This is a genomic window from Exiguobacterium undae DSM 14481, from assembly GCF_000620805.1.
Taxonomy (GTDB): domain Bacteria; phylum Bacillota; class Bacilli; order Exiguobacteriales; family Exiguobacteriaceae; genus Exiguobacterium_A; species Exiguobacterium_A undae.
Window position 1 is genome coordinate 2,871,261 of record NZ_KK211187.1, and the last position, 22,071, is coordinate 2,893,331.

At 51.7% G+C, this 22,071-nt stretch carries 23 protein-coding genes; 12 read left to right on the forward strand and 11 right to left on the reverse strand.

Features of this window, described 5'->3' with window-relative positions:
• Positions 1-99 precede the first annotated feature (99 nt).
• The 3 genes from P397_RS0115510 to P397_RS0115520 are packed head-to-tail and all read left to right on the forward strand — an operon-like array spanning position 100 to position 3,143.
• Positions 100-2,049, forward strand: a complete 1,950-nt coding sequence (locus tag P397_RS0115510) for a methyl-accepting chemotaxis protein (protein WP_028107102.1) — start codon at positions 100-102, stop codon at positions 2,047-2,049.
• A gap of 30 nt (positions 2,050-2,079) precedes the next feature.
• Complete coding sequence (locus P397_RS0115515; protein ID WP_028107103.1) at positions 2,080-2,727, forward strand: Type 1 glutamine amidotransferase-like domain-containing protein; 648 nt, start codon at positions 2,080-2,082, stop codon at positions 2,725-2,727.
• A 5-nt stretch (positions 2,728-2,732) separates the two neighbouring features.
• A complete protein-coding gene (locus tag P397_RS0115520) occupies positions 2,733-3,143 on the forward strand; it encodes an NUDIX hydrolase (protein ID WP_028107104.1) in 411 nt (136 codons plus the stop codon).
• Positions 3,144-3,260: 117 nt separating this feature from the next.
• On the opposite strand, the gene P397_RS0115525 is transcribed toward P397_RS0115520, so the two are convergent.
• Entirely contained in the window at positions 3,261-3,440 is a 180-nt protein-coding gene (locus P397_RS0115525) for a hypothetical protein (RefSeq protein WP_028107105.1), read from the reverse strand.
• Between the two features lie 264 nt (positions 3,441-3,704).
• Between P397_RS0115525 and P397_RS0115530 the strand changes: the two genes are divergently transcribed.
• Positions 3,705-4,694 carry a DNA/RNA non-specific endonuclease gene (locus P397_RS0115530; protein WP_028107106.1) on the forward strand — a complete coding sequence of 330 codons (990 nt, stop codon included), beginning with the start codon at positions 3,705-3,707 and terminating at the stop codon, positions 4,692-4,694.
• A 57-nt stretch (positions 4,695-4,751) separates the two neighbouring features.
• Here P397_RS0115530 and P397_RS0115535 read toward each other — a convergent pair whose 3' ends face one another.
• Entirely contained in the window at positions 4,752-5,837 is a 1,086-nt protein-coding gene (locus P397_RS0115535; protein WP_028107107.1) for a GGDEF domain-containing protein, read from the reverse strand.
• Between the two features lie 159 nt (positions 5,838-5,996).
• Here P397_RS0115535 and P397_RS0115540 point away from each other — a divergent pair, with 159 nt between their 5' ends.
• Together P397_RS0115540 and P397_RS0115545 are read left to right on the forward strand one after the other, a co-directional pair.
• Entirely contained in the window at positions 5,997-6,182 is a 186-nt protein-coding gene (locus tag P397_RS0115540; RefSeq protein ID WP_026834118.1) for a hypothetical protein, read from the forward strand.
• A 118-nt stretch (positions 6,183-6,300) separates the two neighbouring features.
• Positions 6,301-7,956, forward strand: coding sequence for a methyl-accepting chemotaxis protein (locus P397_RS0115545; protein WP_160168502.1), 1,656 nt, complete (start codon positions 6,301-6,303; stop codon positions 7,954-7,956).
• Between the two features lie 43 nt (positions 7,957-7,999).
• Here the strand turns inward: P397_RS0115545 and P397_RS17455 are convergent, their stop codons facing one another.
• The gene (locus tag P397_RS17455) at positions 8,000-8,524 is read right to left on the reverse strand and encodes an NUMOD4 domain-containing protein (protein WP_034774153.1); all 525 of its coding nucleotides are present in this window, start codon (positions 8,522-8,524) and stop codon (positions 8,000-8,002) included.
• 136 nt (positions 8,525-8,660) lie between these two features.
• On the opposite strand from P397_RS17455, the gene P397_RS0115555 reads away from it, so the two are divergent.
• Positions 8,661-9,245, forward strand: a complete 585-nt coding sequence (locus tag P397_RS0115555; protein ID WP_028107109.1) for a DEAD/DEAH box helicase family protein — start codon at positions 8,661-8,663, stop codon at positions 9,243-9,245.
• Positions 9,242-9,538, forward strand: coding sequence for a hypothetical protein (locus tag P397_RS0115560; protein ID WP_028107110.1), 297 nt, complete (start codon positions 9,242-9,244; stop codon positions 9,536-9,538). The genes P397_RS0115555 and P397_RS0115560 overlap by 4 nt, the downstream gene beginning before the upstream one ends.
• A gap of 203 nt (positions 9,539-9,741) precedes the next feature.
• Here P397_RS0115560 and P397_RS0115565 read toward each other — a convergent pair whose 3' ends face one another.
• Genes P397_RS0115565 through P397_RS0115575 form a run of 3 tightly spaced genes read right to left on the reverse strand, consistent with a single transcriptional unit; the run spans position 9,742 to position 12,166 of the window.
• Entirely contained in the window at positions 9,742-10,068 is a 327-nt protein-coding gene (locus P397_RS0115565; protein ID WP_028107111.1) for a hypothetical protein, read from the reverse strand.
• Positions 10,065-11,117, reverse strand: a complete 1,053-nt coding sequence (locus tag P397_RS0115570; protein WP_028107112.1) for a DNA alkylation repair protein — start codon at positions 11,115-11,117, stop codon at positions 10,065-10,067. The genes P397_RS0115565 and P397_RS0115570 overlap by 4 nt, the downstream gene beginning before the upstream one ends.
• Complete coding sequence (locus tag P397_RS0115575; protein WP_028107113.1) at positions 11,114-12,166, reverse strand: bifunctional transcriptional activator/DNA repair enzyme AdaA; 1,053 nt, start codon at positions 12,164-12,166, stop codon at positions 11,114-11,116. The genes P397_RS0115570 and P397_RS0115575 overlap by 4 nt, the downstream gene beginning before the upstream one ends.
• A 167-nt stretch (positions 12,167-12,333) precedes the next feature.
• On the opposite strand from P397_RS0115575, the gene P397_RS17460 reads away from it, so the two are divergent.
• From P397_RS17460 to P397_RS17465, 4 genes are all read left to right on the forward strand, one after another.
• Entirely contained in the window at positions 12,334-12,900 is a 567-nt protein-coding gene (locus P397_RS17460) for a class I SAM-dependent methyltransferase (RefSeq protein ID WP_051524060.1), read from the forward strand.
• On the forward strand, positions 12,885-13,574 hold the full coding sequence (locus tag P397_RS0115585; RefSeq protein WP_028107114.1) for a response regulator transcription factor: 690 nt from the start codon (positions 12,885-12,887) through the stop codon (positions 13,572-13,574). The genes P397_RS17460 and P397_RS0115585 overlap by 16 nt, the downstream gene beginning before the upstream one ends.
• Positions 13,571-14,935, forward strand: a complete 1,365-nt coding sequence (locus tag P397_RS0115590; protein ID WP_028107115.1) for a sensor histidine kinase — start codon at positions 13,571-13,573, stop codon at positions 14,933-14,935. The genes P397_RS0115585 and P397_RS0115590 overlap by 4 nt, the downstream gene beginning before the upstream one ends.
• A 134-nt stretch (positions 14,936-15,069) precedes the next feature.
• Positions 15,070-16,860: an acyltransferase family protein gene (locus P397_RS17465; RefSeq protein WP_035414273.1), complete on the forward strand. Its 1,791-nt coding sequence runs from the start codon at positions 15,070-15,072 to the stop codon at positions 16,858-16,860.
• Between the two features lie 44 nt (positions 16,861-16,904).
• On the opposite strand, the gene P397_RS0115605 is transcribed toward P397_RS17465, so the two are convergent.
• The 5 genes from P397_RS0115605 to P397_RS0115625 all read right to left on the reverse strand — a co-directional run bounded on the left by P397_RS0115605 (position 16,905) and on the right by P397_RS0115625 (position 21,969).
• Positions 16,905-17,921: a CopD family protein gene (locus tag P397_RS0115605; RefSeq protein ID WP_028107116.1), complete on the reverse strand. Its 1,017-nt coding sequence runs from the start codon at positions 17,919-17,921 to the stop codon at positions 16,905-16,907.
• Entirely contained in the window at positions 17,918-18,493 is a 576-nt protein-coding gene (locus P397_RS0115610) for a copper resistance CopC family protein (protein ID WP_028107117.1), read from the reverse strand. The genes P397_RS0115605 and P397_RS0115610 overlap by 4 nt, the downstream gene beginning before the upstream one ends.
• Positions 18,494-18,567: 74 nt before the next feature.
• Entirely contained in the window at positions 18,568-19,941 is a 1,374-nt protein-coding gene (locus tag P397_RS0115615) for a hypothetical protein (protein WP_028107118.1), read from the reverse strand.
• A 170-nt stretch (positions 19,942-20,111) separates the two neighbouring features.
• Entirely contained in the window at positions 20,112-20,600 is a 489-nt protein-coding gene (locus tag P397_RS0115620; protein WP_028107119.1) for a FixH family protein, read from the reverse strand.
• Positions 20,593-21,969, reverse strand: a complete 1,377-nt coding sequence (locus P397_RS0115625) for a PepSY-associated TM helix domain-containing protein (RefSeq protein ID WP_035414428.1) — start codon at positions 21,967-21,969, stop codon at positions 20,593-20,595. Before P397_RS0115625 ends, P397_RS0115620 begins: the two co-directional genes overlap by 8 nt.
• Positions 21,970-22,071 lie beyond the last annotated feature (102 nt).

Consider the following 22,071-nt stretch of genomic DNA (forward strand, 5'->3'; position numbering starts at 1 on the left):
AAATAAAGCCTTTTAAAAGATAGGTGAATTTAATATATCTTCGTGTAGCCTTTCCTTACACTTAAAGTATCTTAATTACAAGAGACTGGAGTGGATGGAATGAAATGGGGACTGTATCCAAAGATGTTACTGGCGTTTCTCGCCATCAGTATTTTGCCAATCGTCTTGATCGGCACTTTTTTGTACAGCCAGACGAAAAGCGCGTTGCAGGACGAAGCCTACTCACGACTTGAAGCGATTCGTGACGCCAAAAAGGCGACGATCACCCAACACATTGATGAAAAACTGTTGAATCTCGAAGGCTTGGCGGACAATGAACAAGTCGCGACAAGGTTCGAACCGCTCGTCCAACGGTTTTCATCCGGCGGGCTGACGGCCGACCGGTACCAGCAACTTGCCAAACAAGCCGATCCGTACTTCAACGATTACATCAAACAGTTTGGTTTTTACGATATTTTCTTCATCGATTTGAAAGGCAACATCGTCTACACGGCGTTTAAAGAACCGGATCTCGGACAAAATCTTGTCACCGGTGACTTGAAGTCGTCCGGGCTTGGGACGGCGTATACGGATGCCTTAAAGACAAAACAACCAACCTTGTCGGATTACAGCTACTATGCGCCCTCAAAAGAACCGGCGGCATTTTTCGCGATTCCGTATGTCGACCCGACCACGAAGCAAACGATTGGTGTCCTCGGACTTCAGCTTGCCGGTGACCGGATCAACCAATTGATGGGGACGACAGCCGGACTCGGCAAAACGGGCACGCTTGAAACGACCGATGCCGACAAACACGAAGTCGTCACCGCGTTCACACCGCTCACAGTCGGACAGACGAACTGGGGACTGATCACGGAAGTCCATACGGAAGAAGTGTTTGCGGGGCTGACGACGTTCCTTCAACGTTTAGTGATCGCGTTGGTTGTCCTCGCTGCTCTCGTCGTCTTGGCAGCCATCCTGTTCACCCGGACACTTGTCCGTCCGATCCGGCAATTGGTCCACAGTGTCGGTGCAATTGCCCAAAACGATTTATCGCAACCGGTCACAGCCTCATCCCGGGATGAAATCGGTCAATTATCCCGTCTGTTTGAACAAATGCGCCAGTCGCTCGTTGGTCTGGTAGGTCGTGTCGATACGATGTCACGGACGATTGATGCTTCCTTAGCCGATCTCGTCGTTGAGGCAGAACAGACCGGCAGCGGAACAAAAGAGATGGCAGCTGCGATGACCGGGATTGCGACGAACGCGCAAACGCAGTCCGGTACCTTTGATCAATATACAGCCGAATTACAGTCCCTTGCAGTCACGATCGAACAGACGGCTGAGACATCGTTGCTCGTTGTCTCAAGTACGACGCAGTCAGAGACACTGGCGGCGAACGGACAAACGGATTTACAGGACGTCAACCAACAGATGGACGTGATTCAAGAGACGATGCAGGAAGCTTCGATCAAGTCACACCGCGTTCAGGATGCGTCACAAAACGTTCTGGCAATCATCAGTATCATCGAGGCGATCGCCAGTGAAACGAATCTTCTTTCGCTCAATGCATCGATCGAAGCGGCGCGGGCCGGTGAACAAGGGAAAGGATTTGTCGTTGTCGCACGGGAAATCCAGAATCTCGCGAAGCAATCGAAGCAGGCGATGGTCCAAGTTCAGGAAACGATCGATTCGATTTTAGCAGAGACGACGGATCTGCAGGACGCGATGCAACGGGGTACGGAAGCCGCGCAAGACGGTGTCCGTCGGGTCGCTCAAGCTTCCAGTTCGTTTGATGCAATCGTGACGCAATCCAAAGGTGTCACGTCAGAGATGACGTCCCTATCTCATGCCAACCGTCACGTCTTGGAGACGGCATCCCATCTCGTCCAACAGGCGGAACACTTGCAGAGCGGCGTGTTGGCCGCAGCCGAAAACAATCAACTGGCATCTGAACAATCGTTGACGTTCAGCGAACGGATGGATGTTGTCCATACGTTAACGGAAGAAATCTACACCCTCTCCCGTGAGTTGCATGAAGAAATCAATCGGTATACAATCGAACAATGACAATTATTGGATGAACTGGAGGTCCGATTGATGGCAACCCAACAACTCTTTTTATTTGGTGGTGGTCCCCCGTTTCCGCCGAATTTGTGTCAAAAGTTTATCTCGTGTTTGAACGGGACAGGTCCCGTCGCGTTACTGTATGTGCCGCGTCCCGGTTCGTCTTGGTCCGATTACGCGCCGATCTATACGGAGATGTTAACCGCTTGTGGCGCGACAGCATTTTTCCACTTGCCGTTGTCCGCAAGTCCTACAGACGACCAACTCGAGCAGCTGAGTACATGCGTCGGCATCATCATCTCGGGTGGCGAAACGGAACGCTACCAACAATTCATCGTGCAGACGCCAATCGGAGCCATCATTCAGGACCGATTTCAGCACGGTGTCCCGGTCGCCGGTTTTTCCGCCGGCGCCTTACTGACACCGAACGAATGCCGGATTCCCGCAATCGATCAACGGGCGGGCAAGGCGCTCGTCCTTGAAGGACTCGGTCTAATGGACGCCGTGATTTCCGTCCACTACGATACATGGCAGGAAGAGACAAACTTGTTGCAGGCGTTTGAAGCAACACAGAGTCGCTTCGGTTACGGCTTACCGGAGCAAACCGGTATTCAACTTCAGAATGGTCAGCTCGTGCAACAGGAAGGACCGGAAGCAGTTGTGCTGAAGCGAAAGGAGTAGATGACATGTCGACCATCGTAACAGCTGTCAAAGGGATCGTGCTGCACGACAACCGGATTTTGATCGTTCAGCGTGCTGCTAGCGATTCGGGTGGCGGGACGTGGGAATGCCCGGGTGGAAAAATCGATTTTGGGGAGCAACCGGAAGACAGTCTGATTCGTGAAATCCGGGAAGAAACGGGGTTGACGGTCACTATCGACAAAATCGCTTATGCCTCAAGCATTCTGACACATCCCGATCGCCAGGTCATCCTGCTCGTCTACTTCTGTACAGCCGTGACCAGCAGTGTAACGTTATCGGAAGAACATGACGCTTACTTATGGGCTGACGAATCGATGATCCGGCAACAGATTGCGCCGAGCATCTTAACTGCCTTTGAACGGCATCAGATTTTTCAGCAACTTGTCTTAACATAAGTGTTCCATACATTCTGCATTACAAAAGGTGATCCTCCCGGAAAAACGGGTGGATCACCTTTTCTGTCTGACTATGACTTGTTGAAGCGGTACGTTCAGACAACGTGCTGCCAACAATTATTTTCTTGCATCATGCGTTAAAAAACGTCGAAATTCGTATAAAAAAACAGACAGTACCACTACTACAATCACAGCGACGGCACTTATTCCTTTCGGTAAATCAAGTACAACCATCAATATTACGGCAATTCCTAAAATGATGAACGAGATACCATAATCCTTCATCCGTTTGGACATACCATCCCTCCTCTGACATCGTCACGCTTCGCGATCTGTTCAGGTGGTGAATGCTTATTTTACACACTATTCCTATTTTAAAACAAGGTCACGCCCTTCTGCGATTTTCGAATCACTGTCTCCTGCCCTCGAAGTAATCTCCCATTTTTCGTTAACTTTATCTATTGTTCTATTAAGACCGCTAAATGTTAAAAATCACCTTGTATTCGGACTGGAAGATTTCTACAATGGACAAGTATGTCATGACACGCGAGGAGTCCACTGATGAAATCATCCTTTACTTATTTTGCTTTCCCGTTAGCCGCCCTGCTTTTGACAGGATGTGCTGCGGAAGAATCATCTGCGCCAACACCGAAGGTCGACCCACCGGTGTCTCAAGAAACGTCTGCCGCAGAGAAGACCAAAGAAAAACAGCAAGAGACAACATCTGCTGATACCCCTTCCGCAGAAACGGCTGAGGCAGAAACAACGGAAACGGTTCAGGAAAACGAGTCGACCGTCTCTTACGAGGACAAGTCGTTCCCCGGCTATACACCGATTGAAGTCGACGGCGGCGATCTGTCCGGTGACCGGGAACCAAATGTCGTCGTCAATATCGGTTTTGGCGACCGCGAGTATTGGGCCTTTACGAATGAACACGCGCAACTCGTTAAAGTCACCGCCGAAAAAATCACGCTCCAGCAGGATACGGAAGACGTGACATCATCCGGTCGCTATTATTCGGACGAAGCGAAGGTTCCGGGTGTCGAGAGTCCGCAGCTTGATGAAGGACATGTCATTGCCGATTCGCTCGGTGGTGTCTCGAACGCCTATAACATCACGCCGCAAGACAGCACACTCAACCGCCACGGCGATCAAGCTTATATGGAGAACAGTATCCGTCAGGCCGGTGACGTGACGGATTTTGAGGCGATCATCACCTACCCCGACACCAAGACGCAAATTCCGTCCCATTATCGGTACACGTACACGTTAAAGGGCAATGTCATCGTCGATGATTTCGACAATGTGAATCCGGATGAAGTCAATGCCGCACTCGGGTTGACAGAAGACGAGGACGAGACAGCAGAAGCTGCTGTTGAAACGGCACCTGCTCCGGACACGGGTGATGTCTCAACGGTCGACACTGACGGCAACGGACAAGTCACGATCCAAGAGGCGAAGGACGCCGGTTTCGCCATGCCGATTACAGATGACCATTGGCTCTATCCCCATATGCGGGACAATGACCATGACGGGATGGTCGGGGAATAAATTTTACGTGCAACATGAAACAGGCGGACTCCGAGGAGCCCGCCTATTGGTGTTGGATTATTCTTCGCTGTAACCGACGACCTTGTTCCGTCCCGTCTGTTTCGCTTGATAAAGGGACTGGTCGGCTTTTTGGACGACTTCAAACGATGTCTCGCCTTGATCCGACGAGGCCGCCCCGATTGATAACGTGACATGAAATGCCGGATACGTACTGAAGACAAAATGTTGATCAGCGCAGGCCAGGCGAATCGTCTCCCCGAGGCGGACGGCTTCTTTAAGCGGCATGTCCGGCAACAAGACAACAAACTCTTCCCCGCCATAACGCCCAACGAGTGCTTCATCGGGACTACAGTGTTGCAACAGATGACTCAGTTGACGTAAGACGACGTCGCCGCCGTCATGGCCGTATGTATCATTGACCGATTTGAAGAAATCGATATCGACAATCAGGACGGAGAACGCATAGCCGTGTTGGTCGTAATGCGCCAACGTCTCGTCGAGCCTCCGCCGATTGGCGAGATTCGTCAGTCCGTCGGTCAACGCCAGTTCCTGTTGCGTCTGGACGAACTGGAAATGTTTCCGCAACTCCTGCAGGAAGCGGTACGTGACGTAGCCGCCAAACAAATTAAAAATAATATAGACAAATGCCATCTCCAAAAAGCGCATAAATGTATCCGTCAACAAATATAAGGCCGGTAGACTATACCCGATCCCGACTCCAAGGAGAACCAAATAATCCTTGAAGGTTTGAGCTGCAAATCGACGGTAAATACTTGCCGTGACAAGCAATGCCAAACAAATCAATGTGGCAAGAATCAACCCTTCATAGACCCCGGGCGGCGTAACCAGAAAACGTGCTCCGATGATCGCCGTCATCGTAATCCCACCACTGACCCAGCCGCCATAATAATAAGCCGTCACGAGCGCGACGAGCCGTAAATCAATTTTCGCCCCGTCATAGGTGATACTGTTCAAGACAAGCAATCCGCCGATCAGACCGGCAATTAGTCCTACCACTAAGCGAGTTCGAATAGGAGAATCCGCTGAAATCCGTTCCGTATGCCGAAGCGGTAAAAACGCAAACAAGAGGGATGTAATCAACAATGAAAAATTCAACAGAAACTGATTAAACTGACTCAACATGGCACCCTGACACCCCTTCGACTGACAAACTTCATACTCTGTACAGTTCTCTATCGGATGATTTCAATCCTTTTTCAAGCAACCAAAGGTTTCCATTTTTGCAACGAGGGAAACATTCCATACAGGCTTTGCTTATTTTGAATAAGGGGGATTATTATAATGGACATGAAAGAGGAAAAAAAGAAAAGTAAGATGCCGTTTTTTGTTGTTCTCGTCATCATCATCTTTGTTGCCGTCGCCGCTGCCCTGATTATTTACGTCACATCCGAACCAAAAGAAGAAACACAACAGCTGCTCCAAATGACGACCAGTTTCGTCTCGACTTACCTGCCGCTTGCCGGCTGACAGCGGACATCCTCGGATGTCCTTTTTTTGTGGGCTGAACCTTTACAAGAACGCTACGATTCCTTCATAAAATCTGCCCTCCCACTTCCCGATAGGAAGCATGGAGGCGATGAAACGAATGAAGCAACCTACACAGAAAAAAAGACTATTGGCCCAACAATTAAACAACTGGCTGATCCCGATCGTCGCGATGGGACTGTTACTGATCAGTGCCTTAAGTGTTGAAGAACTCTACCGCGCGTCGACAAAGTCCGTCAGCGAACGGCTTGAACGCGAAATGACGATGCTCGATGCCAATATTCGCTCCATCTACTTGGCGTATCCGGAAGACGAACAGGAACGGACACGTGCCATCAAACGTTTAAAAAATCAACAGCTCGCTGATATGGCACGGGATGAGTACGATGCGGCGATTCAGTCGCTTGCAACGAAAAATGTAGCCCTTCAACCGTTGACGTTGACGGCGCAAGAGAAAAAAGACGTAACGCAACAATTAAAGCAAGCACGCGTGACGACATTTACGAGCAACGACCGGTTTATTCTCGCGATGTCGATTCCCGAAGTGAATGATGTCCTGTTTTTATCGGTCGATCAGGAACGGTTGGTTGCCCCTGCCAAGGCACTGGCGATGAAGTTAGGCATCCTCGGGATTGTTGTCCTCTGTTTTGTCAGTCTGCTGATCCGGTCCCGTATTAAAAAACAGCTGGCTCCGCTGTCCGTCTTGTCCTTAAAGATTGAAGAGGCCTATGCACGGCGGACCTATCAGCCGATCAGCATCAAGACGACGACGTTTGAATTACAGCAATTGACGCACCAATACAACCAACTGATGCAGCAAGTCGGCAGTCTGACACAAGAAATCACGATTGCGAGTGAACGACTGGAGGCGACCCAACCCGGTTTTTCGTCCCAACTCGCCTCGATTGATGAATCCGTCCTCGCCGTCCATCAAGTGGCGACGTCATTGACGGACCAATCGACGCAGATGGAACAGATCATCAGTGAATCAGGACAACTGTTGACGACCTCAATTGAGGCACTCGCGACGATGGACGAATCGATCCAGACGAGCCATCAACGGGTCAGCGCCTTTAATGAGGAAGCGACGACGAGTCATCGGATCCTCGAATCACTGCAACAGGACACGACGCTGTTGCGGACGCTGTCCGTCCATACATCCCAGTCACTGGACGAGGCGACCGGACGCAATCAACAAATGCACGCCTCGATCCGCTACATCCAACAGGTGGCGGAAGCGACACGCCGCTTATCGCTGAATGCGTTGATTGAAGCGACGCGGGCAGGCGAAAAAGGCCGCGGTTTCGTCATCGTCGCCAAGGAGGTCGAGTCACTTGCGCTCGACATTAAACGGAGCATCGATCACATCAACCAGGCGAACCGGGATTTGACGGCAAGCATCGGACAGATCGAACAAGATGTTGTCCAGATGACGACTCAAATCGAGACGACACACGAACAGCTTGAACAGAGCACCCGCCGGATTGCTTCCGTTTTGGATAACGCAGAACAGATTGAAGCCGCGCTCGTCCAAGTCGAGACGGACCGGTCGCTCGTCTATTCGGTCCAACCGCGGATTCGGGAACACTTCCAACTGATTGAAACGATTCTGCTTGAACTGACCCGCTACAGTCAGTCACTTGAAGCAAACATGCAAGCCAACAGTGCCCGCCAACAGGAACTGAAACAGCACGGTCACATCATCGGCGAACAAATCGAGTCCCTCAACCGGACGATTGTCGGTCCGTCCCATTAAAGACAAACAGACCCTGTGCTGAGGCACAGGGTCTGTTTGTCGTTTAACTAATATACTGGGCTTCCTTTTTGTCAATGATGTTGCGAATCCGATTTTCCGTCACCTGATACGTCAACGCCAACCGGCGAATCGAAAGCCCGGTTTGATACCGACGCCGAATGTCCCGGATCTGCCGCGGCGACAATTCGATGTGTTGCGTCAATAACAAGTCGAACTCGTCGAGGAGCGACGCATACGCTTGAGTCGTCGACGGTTTGACGGTCAGATTATCGATCTGATCGTTTACGCGATCACCGTCCGCCCGGATAATCCGGTCATGTGTGGCCTCGGAATCGAGAAACGCTTTGGCGACAAGCTCAGCGACATAAAACCGTTCCCCGCGTCCTTGTTTGTACAACGTCACTTTCCGGTAACCTTCTTGATTGATCCGTGGGCGCAACACGACACCTTGCCGCCGTTGTTTGACACCACGACTCGTCTCGATGGTCCGGTCGAGCGACCGGACGTTCCCTGATGTTGAGACTTGATACATGCCTGCATAGCCCTGTACTGCCTTCCAATGTTCCATATAATCAATGACCTCCATTCGGTCCTAAAACGACAACATTTCCTACTGCCATTATACCATTTTACGAACAAACGTTCTAATAGGAACACTCTGTTTTTCTGTGCTAGTATTAACAAAAAAAGGAAGAGGTGTCAGGATGAAGTTTGTACTGTTACTTGGTCCGCAAGCGGTCGGGAAAATGACGATTGGTCAGGAACTCGAACAAAAAACGGGCATGAAATTATTCCACAACCATCAGACGATCGACTTGTTGCATCCGTATTTTGATTTCACGAAACCGGCGCATCATAAACTGAAGGACTTGATCCGGCGGGAAATGTTCAAGGAAATGGCCGTCAGTGATCTCGAAGGGGTCATTTTTACATTTTTATGCTTGTTTGGCGTCGAAGACGGCGGCATCGAATTCATCGAAGAGACCGTTCAACTGTTTGAAGAAGCCGGTGCCGAAGTCTTCATCGTTGAACTGGAAGCCGAACTGTCGACCCGTCTGGCCCGAAACCAGACCGAGAACCGTTTACTCCACAAGTTCACAAAACGGGACATCGCTGCGTCGGAAGCCAACTTGCTTGAAACCGCCGAACAGTACCGGACGCATTCGCTTCCGGGAGAACTGCCGTATCCCAACTATCTCCGTCTTGATACCGAGGGACGTTCGGCCGGCGAAAGTGCCGAGACGATTTGTCGACACTTTAACTGGTCAACGAACCTGGTCGAACGATGAATCAATCCAAGCAGACGTATTTTCCGGTGTTCTTGACGCTCGGTTTGCTGCTGTTTAACATGTTGACGTCCTATTTACTGAGCGGACGGTTTTTCCCGAATCTCAGCCTGTGGGTGCCGATCAGTCTCAACATCTTGGTCGGACTCGGGTATATCGTTTCGCTGGTGCTTGGTCTCCGGTCGACAAATAACTACGTTAAATGGTTCAGTGTCTTCGCGAACATCGCCTTTTTACTGTCGTTATCGGTCATCACCTTTTTATTGTTGCTCGCAAACGGCATCTCAGAACCGTAATCCGGACACGAAAAATCGTCTCTTCAGAAGCACGTTTTCTGAAGAGACGGTTTTATTTTTGTTTATTCAAAAGAATCGTCGACTCCACTCGACTTCTACAGGAAAAGGAAGCTTGCTTCCGTCAGGAACAGGCGAGCCGCCTGAGAAAAGCGAGTGGAGGAAAGACGATTTTGGGCTTACTTTGTTTCATGATTTTCCTCACTTCAATGCGTCAAGTCACGCCGAAAGACCGGTCCGTCCACATGAAACCCATTCCGAATCCAAACCGTTGCCTCTCCGTCCTGTCCGATCACAAACGGCAATAACAGCGTCCGGGCGAGATACGCGACGATGACCGTCAACGCTTCTTCGATATAGCCTGCTCGATCGGTCGGATCAATTGCGTCATAACTGAGTTGCTGACCGCTGAACTGAATCGTCGCAATCTGTTGTCTCTCCCGTGTCTGTAATGTCCAGACACAACCGTCCGTCGTATCTGCTGCTTCAATGTGCAGGCGGGACGTCGTAAAGTCCGGATGGCGACCGTTCATTCTGTTTCCTCCTCTACGTCAAAAGCTGCCGTCGCGTAGGCTTTACCGTTAATCAGAATCGTCAGCTGATGTGTACCCGGATAATGGACGCGTGTCGTCAAGTTCCGGAACGACTGCCGTTTCGTAAACGTCTCCCGTCCAATCACTTGCCGTTCACTGATCCGGAAGACCTTTTGACTTGTCCCCCGCTTTTTGACATAGTCGATCGCATATTCAATTCGCAGGACTTGCGGTTCGGTTGTCGCAAGGGCAAAGGTAAACGTCAGTTCCCCGCCAATCGGCAACGCGGGTGTCACCGTCAGTTCGTCGACCGTCACCGTCCCCCGCGTGACGAGACCAAACGCCTTCAAGACGTCCGGATGTCCCTGTTTCAGGAGTGTCCGTGAAGCATGCCGTAAAATCCAGTCCGTATGCGGATGGTTCCCGAGCTGTTCCAAGCGTTCGATGACGAGTTCCGGATGGGTCTTCGCGATATCGTTTAAATGATTGGCGACACTTTTGCGGACGTAAAGCGCCTCGTCCTGCAACAAGTCATCTAAAATCGGCAGGACCGGACGCGGATCGGCAATCAACGCCGGTATCCGTTGCCCCCACGGCAGGCGCGGACGGGTTCCTTCTGACGCCAAGCGCCGGACGTGCTCGTCACTCGACTGACTCCACCGGACCGCGAGTTCTAAAAACCGGTCTTGATCTTCGAGCAGAAACCGCCGGACCGCAAACTCCGACGTCGAGTGCCGGGTCAACCTTTCCAGTGCTACCATTGCCCGGTCCCAGGCATCACTCGGCGCATAAACTTCGATGTAGTCCGGAAAAACGATGCCCGGCAGTCCCGGAAACTCCGGAGCGATCGTTTCTAGATGCGTCGCCGCTTGCTCAAAATCAGCCGGCAAATAACGGTTAAGTTCAGTCGCAATCCGGCGGACCCGTTGCTTAAACGCCAGCTCTTCCCAGTCCCCTTGTTGCACGATGTCTCTAAAGTCCGGTGCCTGCACCGCCTCCCCTAATCGGTGCAACCAGTCTGGTGTAAACACATCTTTAATCAAACTCATATGTGATTCAATCCTCTCTTCGTCCGTTCTAATTTTAATAAGGCCGCTTTTCGTGCCAAGCCACCGGCATATCCGCCGAGATCGCCCGTCAAGCGGATGACCCGGTGACACGGAATGATCAATGCCAATTGATTGGCGCCGTTTGCCCGGGCGACAGCACGGACGGCTGCCGGATTCCCGACGCGGACAGCGAGTTCCTGATAGGAAATCGTCTTCCCCGCCGGAATTTGTTGCAACTGTTCCCAGACCTGTCTCTGGAACGGCGTCCCGTACAGGACGAGCGGCACCTCGAACCGGTCAAGCGTTCCCGCAAAGTACGCGTCCAGTGCAGCTGTCACCTGCTCAAACACCGGTGTCTCACCGGGAATGATGACGGCGCGGGCTGCGAGCCGCAACCGTTCCACTTCCCGTTCGAGTCCGCGACGATCGACAAACTCGAGTAAGTGCAGTCCTTGTTCGTCGGCAATCGCCAACATCGGTCCGAGCGGCGTATCGAGCCACTTCGCTTGCAGGTATGTTCCGTCCCATCGTTTCGGTGTCTCGCCCATGATGCGGGCAAACGCATCCCGAAAACCGCTGCTCGATTCATAGCCGCTCGCCAGTTGCGCCTCGATGACCGGTTGCCCCTTCCGGATTTCTTTCATCGCAAGGCCCATTCGCCGGGACCGGGCATATTCGACGAACGTCATCCCGAACCGTTTCTTGAACTGCCGCCGGGCGGTCGAGGCATCGAGCCCCAGTTCCCGAAAGTCGGCGTCTTTGAACCGTTTCTCGGGACTCGCTTCGACGGCGGCAACCAAGCGGCTGATGACCTCACTGTCACCGGGATAGGCCAGTGGTTTACAGCGTAAACACGGACGGTAGGAGGCAAGTAACGCCTCTTTTGCCGTCTCAAAAAATTCACAGTTCTCCTGCTTCGGCTTCCGCGCCGGACAGGTCGGCCGGCAAAAGATTCCCGTCGTCTTGACTCCGACAAAAAACGTCCCTTCGTACGAGCTGTCTCGGCGGACGAGTGCTTCATAATAATCCGTTTCCGGTAAGGTATTCATCTCATGCCCTCCCCTTCTTTTCCTCAGTATACCGAGTTTACCCTCCTGCATGTCGCCGAAAATCAGGCATGGATCTTTTCTTAAGACAAACTTAAGAAAACTCTCCTGTTTGTGAAAGATATGCCCTGTATCATCGATGGTATACTCAAGAAGAAAGTAGGTTTCGCATGTTTGATTTTTTGAAAGAAGCCATCCAATCCCCGAAAACAATCGGCGCGATTGCCCCAAGCAGTTCCCGGTTAGCGAACATGATGGCGCAGCGGGCGGTCGCTGATCGACCAGCCGTCATCGTCGAAGTCGGTGCTGGTGACGGGGCGATTACCCAAGCCTTATTACGCGCGCGACACCCGGAAACGACTTTATTGATTTGTGAACAAAATCCGGTGTTTCAAGAAGCCTTGGCGAAGCTGTTAGCTGATGAGACAAACGTCGAACTGTTCATCGGCGACATTCAAAACTGTCCGGAAGAGTGGCATCATCAGGCCGGTGTCCTGGTCAGCGGCTTACCGTTCGCTTCGTTCCCGCTTCCGTTACGCCATGACTTGCTCGAAACCTTCCAGACCCTGTTGCAACCAGGCGGTCATTTCATCGCCTTTCAATATACCAAACTCCATTTCAAGACATTCCGCCGGTATTTCTTTGAGCACAGTTATTCCTACACACTGCAAAACATGCCGCCCGCCTATGTCTTCGAAGGTGTCCAAAAGGAGGATCTCCCGTGCCCACAATCTTAATCGTCGATGATGAAGCCGATATCCGGCAATTATTGCGACTGTATCTGCAAAACGAAAATTATTTGATTCTCGAAGCCGCAAACGGCGAAGAGGCCCTTGCACTTGTTCAGCAACAGCCGATCGATCTGATGGTGCTTGATGTCATGATGCCGGTCCGGGACGGCTTTTCGACCGTCCAAGCCATCCGGCAAGCGAACTATACCTTCCCGGTCCTGATGCTGACGGCAAAACAGGAGGATCTCGATAAAATCCAAGGGTTGACGTTCGGTGCCGATGACTACATCGGGAAACCATTTAATCCGCTCGAAGTCATCGCCCGGATCAAGGCGATGCTCCGCCGGGTCGCCCAGTATCAAGTCCCGCTATCGGCAAGCAGCCTGCAAGTCGGTCCCTTCACCTTACGTCAGGAGGAGCGGGTCATCTTAAAAGAAACGATTCCTTTAGCGTTGACACGCCGGGAGTTTGACTGCCTGGCGCTTTTACTGAACCATCCGCGCCGCGTTTTTTCAGCCGATGAATTGTACGAACGGATTTGGCAGGAGGAAGCGCTCGGTTCTGCGACCAATGCCGTTATGGTTCTGATTCATAAGTTACGAGAAAAAATCGAGGACGTGCCGAAAGAGCCGCGTCACCTCCAAACCGTTTGGGGCGTCGGCTACAAGGTCGAGCCATGAGACGCTTCCGCTTCAAACTGACTTCCTGGATGACGGTTCTGTTGTTGGCCGCAGCGTTTCTGAGTACGGCATTGGCCTGGTTGATCGCCAGCCAACTCCCGCTCGGAACAAAAAACGTTCCCCGTTATTATTATCCGACGGAACAGGACATCACGCAGCGGGTCGAACGCGATATCAAACGGTACGAATCCGGTCAGACTCCGAACGGTGATTATGAGTGGGCCGTCTATCGGTCCAACGGGACACGTGTCGACGCCTCACCCGACTTTCCGCGGACGATGACCCCGAGTCGCTTATTAGCCGCGCAAACGCCGGGTGAACGGGACCCGTCTGACGAATCGGACGTGCGGACGTTGCATCATATGCAGGCGATTAACCTCGGTGAAAGCTCACCCGGTTATTTTCTTTCCATCGAAACGGTCACGCCCCGCCTGAATCAATACCAGGTCGGCAATTCAACAGCGTTTTTCTTTCTACAATTAGGTTTGTTCATCTTATTTTTATTTGGCATGACCCGCTGGATCGCCGGTCTATTCCGCCAACTCGAGACGCGGCTCGAACGGCTCGTCGAACCGGACCACGCTGTCAGCCCGCTGAGTCCGGTCAAAGGGCCGCGTGAGTTCAAAACCTTTGCCCATTCGATTGAACGGGTCGGCGACGAACTGGATGTCCTCCGACGAAACGAGCAGGAACGTTTTACGGAACAACTCCGCCTGATCACCAGTCTGTCGCACGATCTGCGAACCCCCCTGACATCGATTCAAGGATTCGTTCAGTGGTTGTCTGAACATCACACGACATTATCCGATCAGGAACGGACCGATGTGCTGGCAATCGTCAGCCGGCAATCGGAGACGCTTGCGTCACGAATCGATGAGCTGTTCATGCTCGCAAAATTGTCGAATAAAGATTATCCGGTGCACATGACGTCACTGGATTTCGTGACGCTCCTGCATCAGGTCGCTGAACAACATCCGGAAACGACTTATCAGTACACGGGACCGGCTCATCTGACTGTTCAGGCTGATCCCAACCTGTTGCGGCGCTTGATCGAAAATCTTGTACGCAATGCGACACTTCACGGAACAGGTGATTTGTCGTTCGAAGTGCTCCAAGAAAGCGGTCACTTGACCTTCCGTTGCTCCAATGCCATCCCGGAGACCTTAACGCCGCATCAACTCACGGAACTGGCAACCCCTTTCGTCACGTCCGACATGTCACGGTCCAATGGTGGATCCGGCATCGGTCTGTCGATCATCGAACAAATCGTTGCCCGGCACAACGGGACGATGCAACTAACGTCGGACCAAAACCGGTTTATCGTCTCGATTGTCTTGCCGGATGCTTTTAAAGAGGGATGACGGTACAGGATGAACTCAAAAAAATTGAGTTCATCTTTTTTCGTTGTTACTGGTTCGACACTCCTTCGGAAATGGAATTCGATACACTAGAGAATGTCATTCTTTAGGCACAGCCATGAAGGAGCTCCTTACTTATGAAATCATTCAACCGTTCGACCACATATATGCCCGGACTCGATGGTCTGCGTGCGTTCGCTGTCATCGCTGTCATTTTGTACCATCTGTCAGTACCGATGCTGACCGGCGGGTTTCTCGGCGTGGATGTGTTTTTTGTCCTGTCGGGTTATTTGATTACCGGCTTGTTGCTCAGTGAGTGGCAACAGACCGGTCGCATCGACTTAAAACGGTTTTGGGTGCACCGGTTCCGTCGGTTGTTCCCGCCTCTGTTCGTCCTGCTTGTGCTTGTCCTCAGTTATGTCACGTTGTTTGAACGGGACTTGTTGCATTCGCTTCGCCAGGACAGCGTGGCGGCTCTGTTGTATACGACGAACTGGTGGTATATCGTCCATGACGTCTCTTATTTCGAATCGTTCGGCAAACCGTCGCCGATTCAAAACCTGTGGTCGCTTGCAATCGAGGAACAGTTTTACTTGATATTTCCGATCGTACTCAGTTTTGGACTCGGATCAAAACGGCTGTTGCTCCGGGGAATCGGACTCCTTGCCCTGCTGTCCGCACTCCTGATGGCGATTCTGTTTACGCCGGGTGCGGATCCAAGCCGTGTCTACTACGGGACCGATACCCGGTTGTTTGCCCTGTTGATCGGCAGTCTGCTTGCCTTTGCCTGGCGACCGGAACGGTTTAAGAAAGAGATTCCGTCACGGGGTGTCCGCTTATTGAACGTGACCGGTGCCGTGATTGTCCCGGTGCTTGTTGTACTGATGCTCGTGACGAGCGAGTACGGTCGTTTTCTGTATTATGGCGGGTTTGTATTCGTCGCTGTCCTTGCGGCGTTACTGATTGCCGTCGTTGCTCATCCGGCGTCCTTGTGGAGCCGGTTGTTCGCAGCCCAGTGGCTGATTGCCGTCGGGAAACGGTCATACGGTCTGTATTTATGGCATTTCCCGCTGATCACCTTGATGACGCCCGTTGAACAAACCGGAACATTTTCCTGGCTCCGGAGTCTCGGGATTCTCATCATCCTGATCGTCGTGACAGAACTGTCCTATCAGTTCGTCGAACGTCCGGTCCGCCGGCTTGGTCTGCTTGGATACATCCGGCAATTTCAGATTCATCCGCGGACCTTCCGGCAGTTTTCCCGGACGAAGTGGGTCTCTGTTTCCCTTGCCAGTCTGCTTCTCCTCAGCTTCATCGGGAATTTATCGATTCTTGCCGTCTCGGACGAACCGGCTCAACAATCGATTCCGACAGTCGCGGCGCCGCATTCCAAACCGGCACTTCTCAAAAAGCCGGCAACCCCGGTGCCGGAGAAACGTACACGGTCGATGTGCCGCCCGACGCTCGCCATCGGCGACTCGGTGCTGCTCGGGGTTGAAGATTACCTTGGCAGTACGCTTCAGCAAGTGACGATTGACGCCAAGCTCGGACGTCAGCTCCGGGAAGCCATACCGCTCAGCACGAAGTATGCGGCGTACAATCACACCGACCATCAAGTCCTCCTCCACCTCGGGACAAACGGCAGTTTCCGTCCCGAACAGTTAGAGGAATTACTCGACCGGTTCGCCAATGCCGATCAGGTGTACCTGGTGACGACACGGGTGCCGCGTCCGTGGGAACGAGAGGTCAACACGATGCTGAAGCAAGCCGCTGAACGCAAACGGGTGTCGCTCATTGATTGGCATGCCGTTGCCGTCAAACATCCGTCCTACTTCGAACAGGACGGCGTCCACTTGAACATCAAAGGTGCCCGCGCCTATTCGAAGCTGCTCGCCAAAGCGACAGGGTGTGCGACCACAACAAAATGACACAACACAGCCACCATTCTCCGTCAGTCGAGAAGGTGGCTGTTTTAGAGCGTATAAACGAGTCCGATGTAGAGCAGGCTGACACCGAGCAGACTGAACAGGCAGCCGAGCACCAGCGGCAATCGCTTTTGGTACGTGAACACCAACAGAAGGACAGAGCTGATTCCAAGAGCAAGGACAAGCCCGTTTGACCACAACCACGTTTCCGCTTCAATCAGTGGTAAGACCGGCTGCTCTAAATTACTGAGTGTTGCACTGGCCAAAAATACGCCGAAAATCATGACACTTTCGAAGCGCAGACCGAGCCGCGGATCAAACGGTTCTGTTTTCTGAAGACGTCGCTTGACGAGCGTTCCGTTGATAAAGGCATAACCGAGCAACGGGATGAGCAAGAGGTGTTTCAGCAACAACGCTTGCCCGTATGGCAGATTCCATACATTGCGGTATTCGCTGATTGGTATGCTCGGACGCATCAAAAAGAAGCCCGTCACGACAACACCGACAAAGAGCACTTGCGCCAATGGACTGAACCAGCGTAAAAAGGCCGACCAATGTGCCGCATCCCGGGCACCCCATCCCACAACGAGCACCACTCCAATCCAGAGCGCCATCAGACTAAAATGACCGGTCTGCAGCATCAGACCCGGTACGCCGTGTTTGGCTGCCGCATGACTGGTGCCGGCAATTCCGAAAAACAACGGAATCGTTAAGCCAACAAGCAGCCACCGTTTGATGAAGGCAAATCGTTTTATACATACGATGATGATTGCCATCAGCACTGAAAAATACACCAGTAAAAAATAGTGTCCGACCCGGACGTCAAACAGACTGGCCCGCAAGGCGTCTCGCACCGGCAAGTCGAGTTCGTGACGGAAATAGTCAAACACCCGTCCGAGCGGCAGACTGGTTCCGATGACGACGCTGATCAAGGCGACGAGTGCCAGTCCGTCGAGTGCCCCCAGGGATGGTTTTTTATCCGGTGCAACAAATAGAAGCACGAGTCGTCCCGCCCACAGCGCCCCGCCCAGGTAGACGAGCAGTTCACTGACGATGCCGATCATGACCGTTTGCGGCGACGAAGTAATAACAGGGTCGCGACGATTGCCAGGACGAGTCCTGCAACGACCCACGGTAAGACGGTCGGGACGAGACCCGGTTTAACGGATTCCGTCGATTCCGTTGATTCCGTTGATTCCGTCGGGACGATGCTCGCCTGTTCGGTGTCGACGGTTGGTGCAGCTTCTTCGACCGCTTCCGGTTGAACGGTTTCTTCCGTTGCCGGCATCGCTTCAAAACGAATCGTCCCTTCGACCGGATGACCATCTTCGGAAATCAACTTCCAGATAATCAAGTAGGTGCCTTGCTCAAGTTCCTGCTTCAAGACCGCGCTTAACTCATTTCCGATGATCAACGGTTTTTCCAAGGGAACGGTTTCTCCTTCGGCTGTCTTCAGTTCGAGTGTGCTTGTTTTTTCAATCGGTGCATCAAATGTCAGGCGGATCCGTTCCACGTTTTCTTTTAAGACGGCTCCCTCTTCCGGATTGGAATTCGTCAGACTCGTGTGAGCTGAAACCGAAAACGGTTGAACGACGAACAAGACGAGAACGAACAACACAAACCATTTGATTTTCATCCTAAACTCCTCCTTTAACTAACAGAAAATGTGTAGAAAAAGACCCGCTGTTTCCAGCGGGTTCGGTTGTCCGATTAGTGTTGTGAACGACGTCCGCGAAGTCCGAAGAATCCGAGGATGGACGCAGCGGCGATTCCGAGTAAGGACCAGAGGATGCCGGCTGAAGATTGTGCTTCAGCTGCTCCACCAAGACCCGTATTCGGCATACCGGCTGGTGCGCCTTTGAATTTATCCGGGAACTGATCGACGATTGCGGTTGCTGTTCCTTCACCGACACCGTACATATGACCGTAGGCTTCACGGATTGCCGGGTACGTTTTGTCGTAATCTTTTTCATTGTAGCTGTTGAACGCCAGTAACAGTTGATCGATGTGAACCTTGAGTCCTTCTTCCAAGTCTTTCGACTTCAGGCGTCCTTCTGTTGCGGCATCCAGGAAGGCCGCTTGTTCGACACGGTACTCATCCAGTTCTTGAACGGCCATGTCGCGTGCTTCGTCGTCTTTTGCACCGGTCGCTTTGACATAATCGACGAAGTAACCGATATGGCTCGACCAAATTTTCTTGAACTCTTGGGCCGCTTCGCTGCCGTAAACAGAACCGATCGACGCTGTCAGATCATCCGTGTTCTCACCAAGCGCTCCTGCTGCTGCATCAAAGTCTTTTGCTCCATCAATCCCTTTTTGCATCGCCAGAACGGCCAGTGCGGCGTGTTCCGAGAAGTTTCGATTTAAGCCGGCACGAAGGTCAGCCGCTGGTGTATCGACTTTCGTATTTTTGAATTTGTCCGGGTATTGATCGACGATGGCACCGGATAAGCCTTCTCCTACCATGTACATGTGCTCGATGGCGATACGGAGATTGCTGTAGGCGGCGTCATAATCACCGGCGACATAGCTGTCAAATGACGTCAGCAATTGCGTGATGTGAACTTTTAATCCCCCTTCTAAATCCGCTGCTTTCAGGCGGCCTTCCGTTGCCTTGTCGAGGAAAGCGGCTTGTTCGACGCGGTATTCATCGAGTTCTTTTAACGCTTTTTGTTTGGCGTCTTCATCCTTGGCACCAGTCGCTTTGACGTAATCGACGAAGTAACCGATGTGGCTCGCCCAAATTTCTTTGAAGGCTTCGCCTGCTTCATCCCCGTAGACGGATCCGACAGCCGCGGATAAGTCATCCGTGTTTTGGTTTAAAGCACCTGCTGCTTGTTCGAAGTCTTCTTTTCCGTCGATACCTTTTTGCATCGCGACGACCGCTAAAAACGCGTGTTCAGATAAAAGCTGATCAAGCGTCGCTCGCAAATCCGATGCGGGAGAAGAGACATCCAGAGAGACTTTACCCGAGCTGTGTGACATCTTGCTGTGATCTTCATGACCATGGGCACTGACGCCTGCTGCTGGAATCAATAATGCGGCACTGAGTGGGACGGCGAGATACGACTTTTTCATCTTCATCTTGTGAACACCCCTTTATTTTTTTGGACTACACACAGATAACGTAAGAAGTTCACTAATAGTTTTATATTTTTACATTTTTTATTATAAATATTTTTTATATCAAACTATTCACGAGATCGAACTAAAAAAAGCATCTTTTTGCATGAGCGCAGCAAGATGCTTTTTCCTTAATGATGATGACCGCTGTTCCCGTTTTCCGGTTGCGCACCGTCTTGTAACATTTTAAGATCTGCCTTGGAAAGTTCACCGATGATAAACTGTTTCGTCGGCATGATCATCGTACTGTTAACACCCGCATGAACCTTCACATAATACAGTCCTGATTTTGGCAACGTCTTTTGAATGGAGTAAACCCCATTTTGTTCTGTTTCAGCCGGTTCCATACTGTATGTCAGCGTCCCGTCCGCCTTCCAAATCTCGAAGTGAACAAAGTCGACCTGACTGAGTTGTTTTTCATTTTGCCAGACCGTCGCTTTGAACGTATGACTTTCCCCTTCTTGATCCGGTTGCTTGTTTTTCGGCAGTTCCAGCTGTACCGACAGCGGCTTGGCGACCGCGTATTGATCTGCCGCATCCGATGCCACCGTACATCCTGTTAAAGCACTGCCCGATATGATACTGATGAATATGCCCAGTCCAATTACGTGTTTACGCATTTAAAAACCTCCTAACAGCCGGAATCCGTCGAATGATCAGGAAATCAACCAGCCAAACGATGATCAACGACAGACCGACGAGCGGGAACAAAATCCCCAGCAGAATCAACACGAGGATAAACCACTTGATTGACTTCGCCGGCGGTCCTTTCGGTGCGCCCATCCCTTTGCCCGGTTTTCGTTTAAACCACAGATAAAAGCCGCTGACGGCGACTAAGATGATTCCAAGACAAATCAGCAAACTGATCAACTGATTGATCAAACCAAATTCCGTTCCTTTGTGCAAGGTAATCCCGAGCGCAACGGCTTTACCGACAAGACCATAGTTATCAAAACGATAGTCTGCCAAAACGGCACCCGAGTATTGATCGAGATGGATCGTTGCTTCGTCCTCCGCTTTCGCCGGATAAGCCGACAATGTATACACCCCTGTCGGATCGCTTGGAATACTGATCGCATAGCTCGGGTCCATCCCTTGTTGTTTCGCAATCGACACGATATCGTCCATCGACGCCGGCACCAACCCTTCGACGTTTGATTTCGGCACGTCGAGCGTTTCCGCCGCCCAAGGAACTTCCGCCACATCTTTTGTTTGAACGGCTGACACCGGTGCCTCGCCTCCCCAGATCGATGGTGGATAACCAAGCCCTTGGTTGGTCGCAAGCGACTGGAAGTTAGTACCCCAAAAACCGGACCACGGAAGACCCGTCAAGATCAGGAACAACATTCCGGCCGTCATCCAAAACGCCGGGACAGCATGCAAATCACGCCGGAAGATCTTTTTCCCTTGCCGTACGCGTGGAATGAAGACCCCTGACCAACCGGTTGTTTTGTTGCGCGGGAACCACAAGAACAATCCTGTCACAATCAAGACGATTGCCCAACACGCAACCAGTTCGACGATGCGGTCACCAATCGTCCCGGCCATCAGCTCACCGTGAATCTCTTCAATTTTATTCATGATTCGGTCGTCATCCGCCAATTCACCGATGATTTTCCCAGTGTAGGGATTGACGAACACAGTCGCTGACGCAGCAGCTGTCGCAATTTTCACTTCGCTGGACCGGTCGTCGGATTCCCCCGGCCGGTATTTCGTGATGCTTGCGTCCGGATATTTCGCTTTGACGGCATTGATTTGTTCTGTCGCCGACATCCGTTCGTCTTGCGGTGTAACCTCATAATAGTGTTGATATAAGTTCTGTTCGATTTGCGGTTTGAATAAATAAACCGATCCGGTCACAGCCAGCATGACAAGGAACGGTGCAAAGATAATACCAGCATAGAAATGCCACCGCCAAACCGTTCGGTAGAAGGAAGACGCTGTCTGTTTCGCCGACTTGGCTTGCGTCGATGATTCCGTAGATTCCATTTGATTCATATATTCCCCTCGATTCCTGACATTAATATTTCAGTAACTTACCTAGTTTAGCGCACGCGATGACGAAACAAAAGAACATGAGGCGGAATCTAC

What these genes read in the sequence shown, in the direction of transcription:
- P397_RS0115510 (WP_028107102.1), top strand. Translation starts at nt 100, where the DNA reads ATGAAATGGGGACTGTATCCAAAGATGTTACTGGCGTTTCTCGCCATC.
- P397_RS0115515 (WP_028107103.1), top strand. Translation starts at nt 2,080, where the DNA reads ATGGCAACCCAACAACTCTTTTTATTTGGTGGTGGTCCCCCGTTTCCG.
- P397_RS0115520 (WP_028107104.1), top strand. Translation starts at nt 2,733, where the DNA reads ATGTCGACCATCGTAACAGCTGTCAAAGGGATCGTGCTGCACGACAAC.
- P397_RS0115525 (WP_028107105.1), bottom strand. Translation starts at nt 3,440, where the DNA reads ATGTCCAAACGGATGAAGGATTATGGTATCTCGTTCATCATTTTAGGA.
- P397_RS0115530 (WP_028107106.1), top strand. Translation starts at nt 3,705, where the DNA reads ATGAAATCATCCTTTACTTATTTTGCTTTCCCGTTAGCCGCCCTGCTT.
- P397_RS0115535 (WP_028107107.1), bottom strand. Translation starts at nt 5,837, where the DNA reads ATGTTGAGTCAGTTTAATCAGTTTCTGTTGAATTTTTCATTGTTGATT.
- P397_RS0115540 (WP_026834118.1), top strand. Translation starts at nt 5,997, where the DNA reads ATGGACATGAAAGAGGAAAAAAAGAAAAGTAAGATGCCGTTTTTTGTT.
- P397_RS0115545 (WP_160168502.1), top strand. Translation starts at nt 6,301, where the DNA reads ATGAAGCAACCTACACAGAAAAAAAGACTATTGGCCCAACAATTAAAC.
- P397_RS17455 (WP_034774153.1), bottom strand. Translation starts at nt 8,524, where the DNA reads ATGGAACATTGGAAGGCAGTACAGGGCTATGCAGGCATGTATCAAGTC.
- P397_RS0115555 (WP_028107109.1), top strand. Translation starts at nt 8,661, where the DNA reads ATGAAGTTTGTACTGTTACTTGGTCCGCAAGCGGTCGGGAAAATGACG.
- P397_RS0115560 (WP_028107110.1), top strand. Translation starts at nt 9,242, where the DNA reads ATGAATCAATCCAAGCAGACGTATTTTCCGGTGTTCTTGACGCTCGGT.
- P397_RS0115565 (WP_028107111.1), bottom strand. Translation starts at nt 10,068, where the DNA reads ATGAACGGTCGCCATCCGGACTTTACGACGTCCCGCCTGCACATTGAA.
- P397_RS0115570 (WP_028107112.1), bottom strand. Translation starts at nt 11,117, where the DNA reads ATGAGTTTGATTAAAGATGTGTTTACACCAGACTGGTTGCACCGATTA.
- P397_RS0115575 (WP_028107113.1), bottom strand. Translation starts at nt 12,166, where the DNA reads ATGAATACCTTACCGGAAACGGATTATTATGAAGCACTCGTCCGCCGA.
- P397_RS17460 (WP_051524060.1), top strand. Translation starts at nt 12,334, where the DNA reads ATGTTTGATTTTTTGAAAGAAGCCATCCAATCCCCGAAAACAATCGGC.
- P397_RS0115590 (WP_028107115.1), top strand. Translation starts at nt 13,571, where the DNA reads ATGAGACGCTTCCGCTTCAAACTGACTTCCTGGATGACGGTTCTGTTG.
- P397_RS17465 (WP_035414273.1), top strand. Translation starts at nt 15,070, where the DNA reads ATGAAATCATTCAACCGTTCGACCACATATATGCCCGGACTCGATGGT.
- P397_RS0115605 (WP_028107116.1), bottom strand. Translation starts at nt 17,921, where the DNA reads ATGATCGGCATCGTCAGTGAACTGCTCGTCTACCTGGGCGGGGCGCTG.
- P397_RS0115610 (WP_028107117.1), bottom strand. Translation starts at nt 18,493, where the DNA reads ATGAAAATCAAATGGTTTGTGTTGTTCGTTCTCGTCTTGTTCGTCGTT.
- P397_RS0115615 (WP_028107118.1), bottom strand. Translation starts at nt 19,941, where the DNA reads ATGAAGATGAAAAAGTCGTATCTCGCCGTCCCACTCAGTGCCGCATTA.
- P397_RS0115620 (WP_028107119.1), bottom strand. Translation starts at nt 20,600, where the DNA reads ATGCGTAAACACGTAATTGGACTGGGCATATTCATCAGTATCATATCG.
- P397_RS0115625 (WP_035414428.1), bottom strand. Translation starts at nt 21,969, where the DNA reads ATGGAATCTACGGAATCATCGACGCAAGCCAAGTCGGCGAAACAGACA.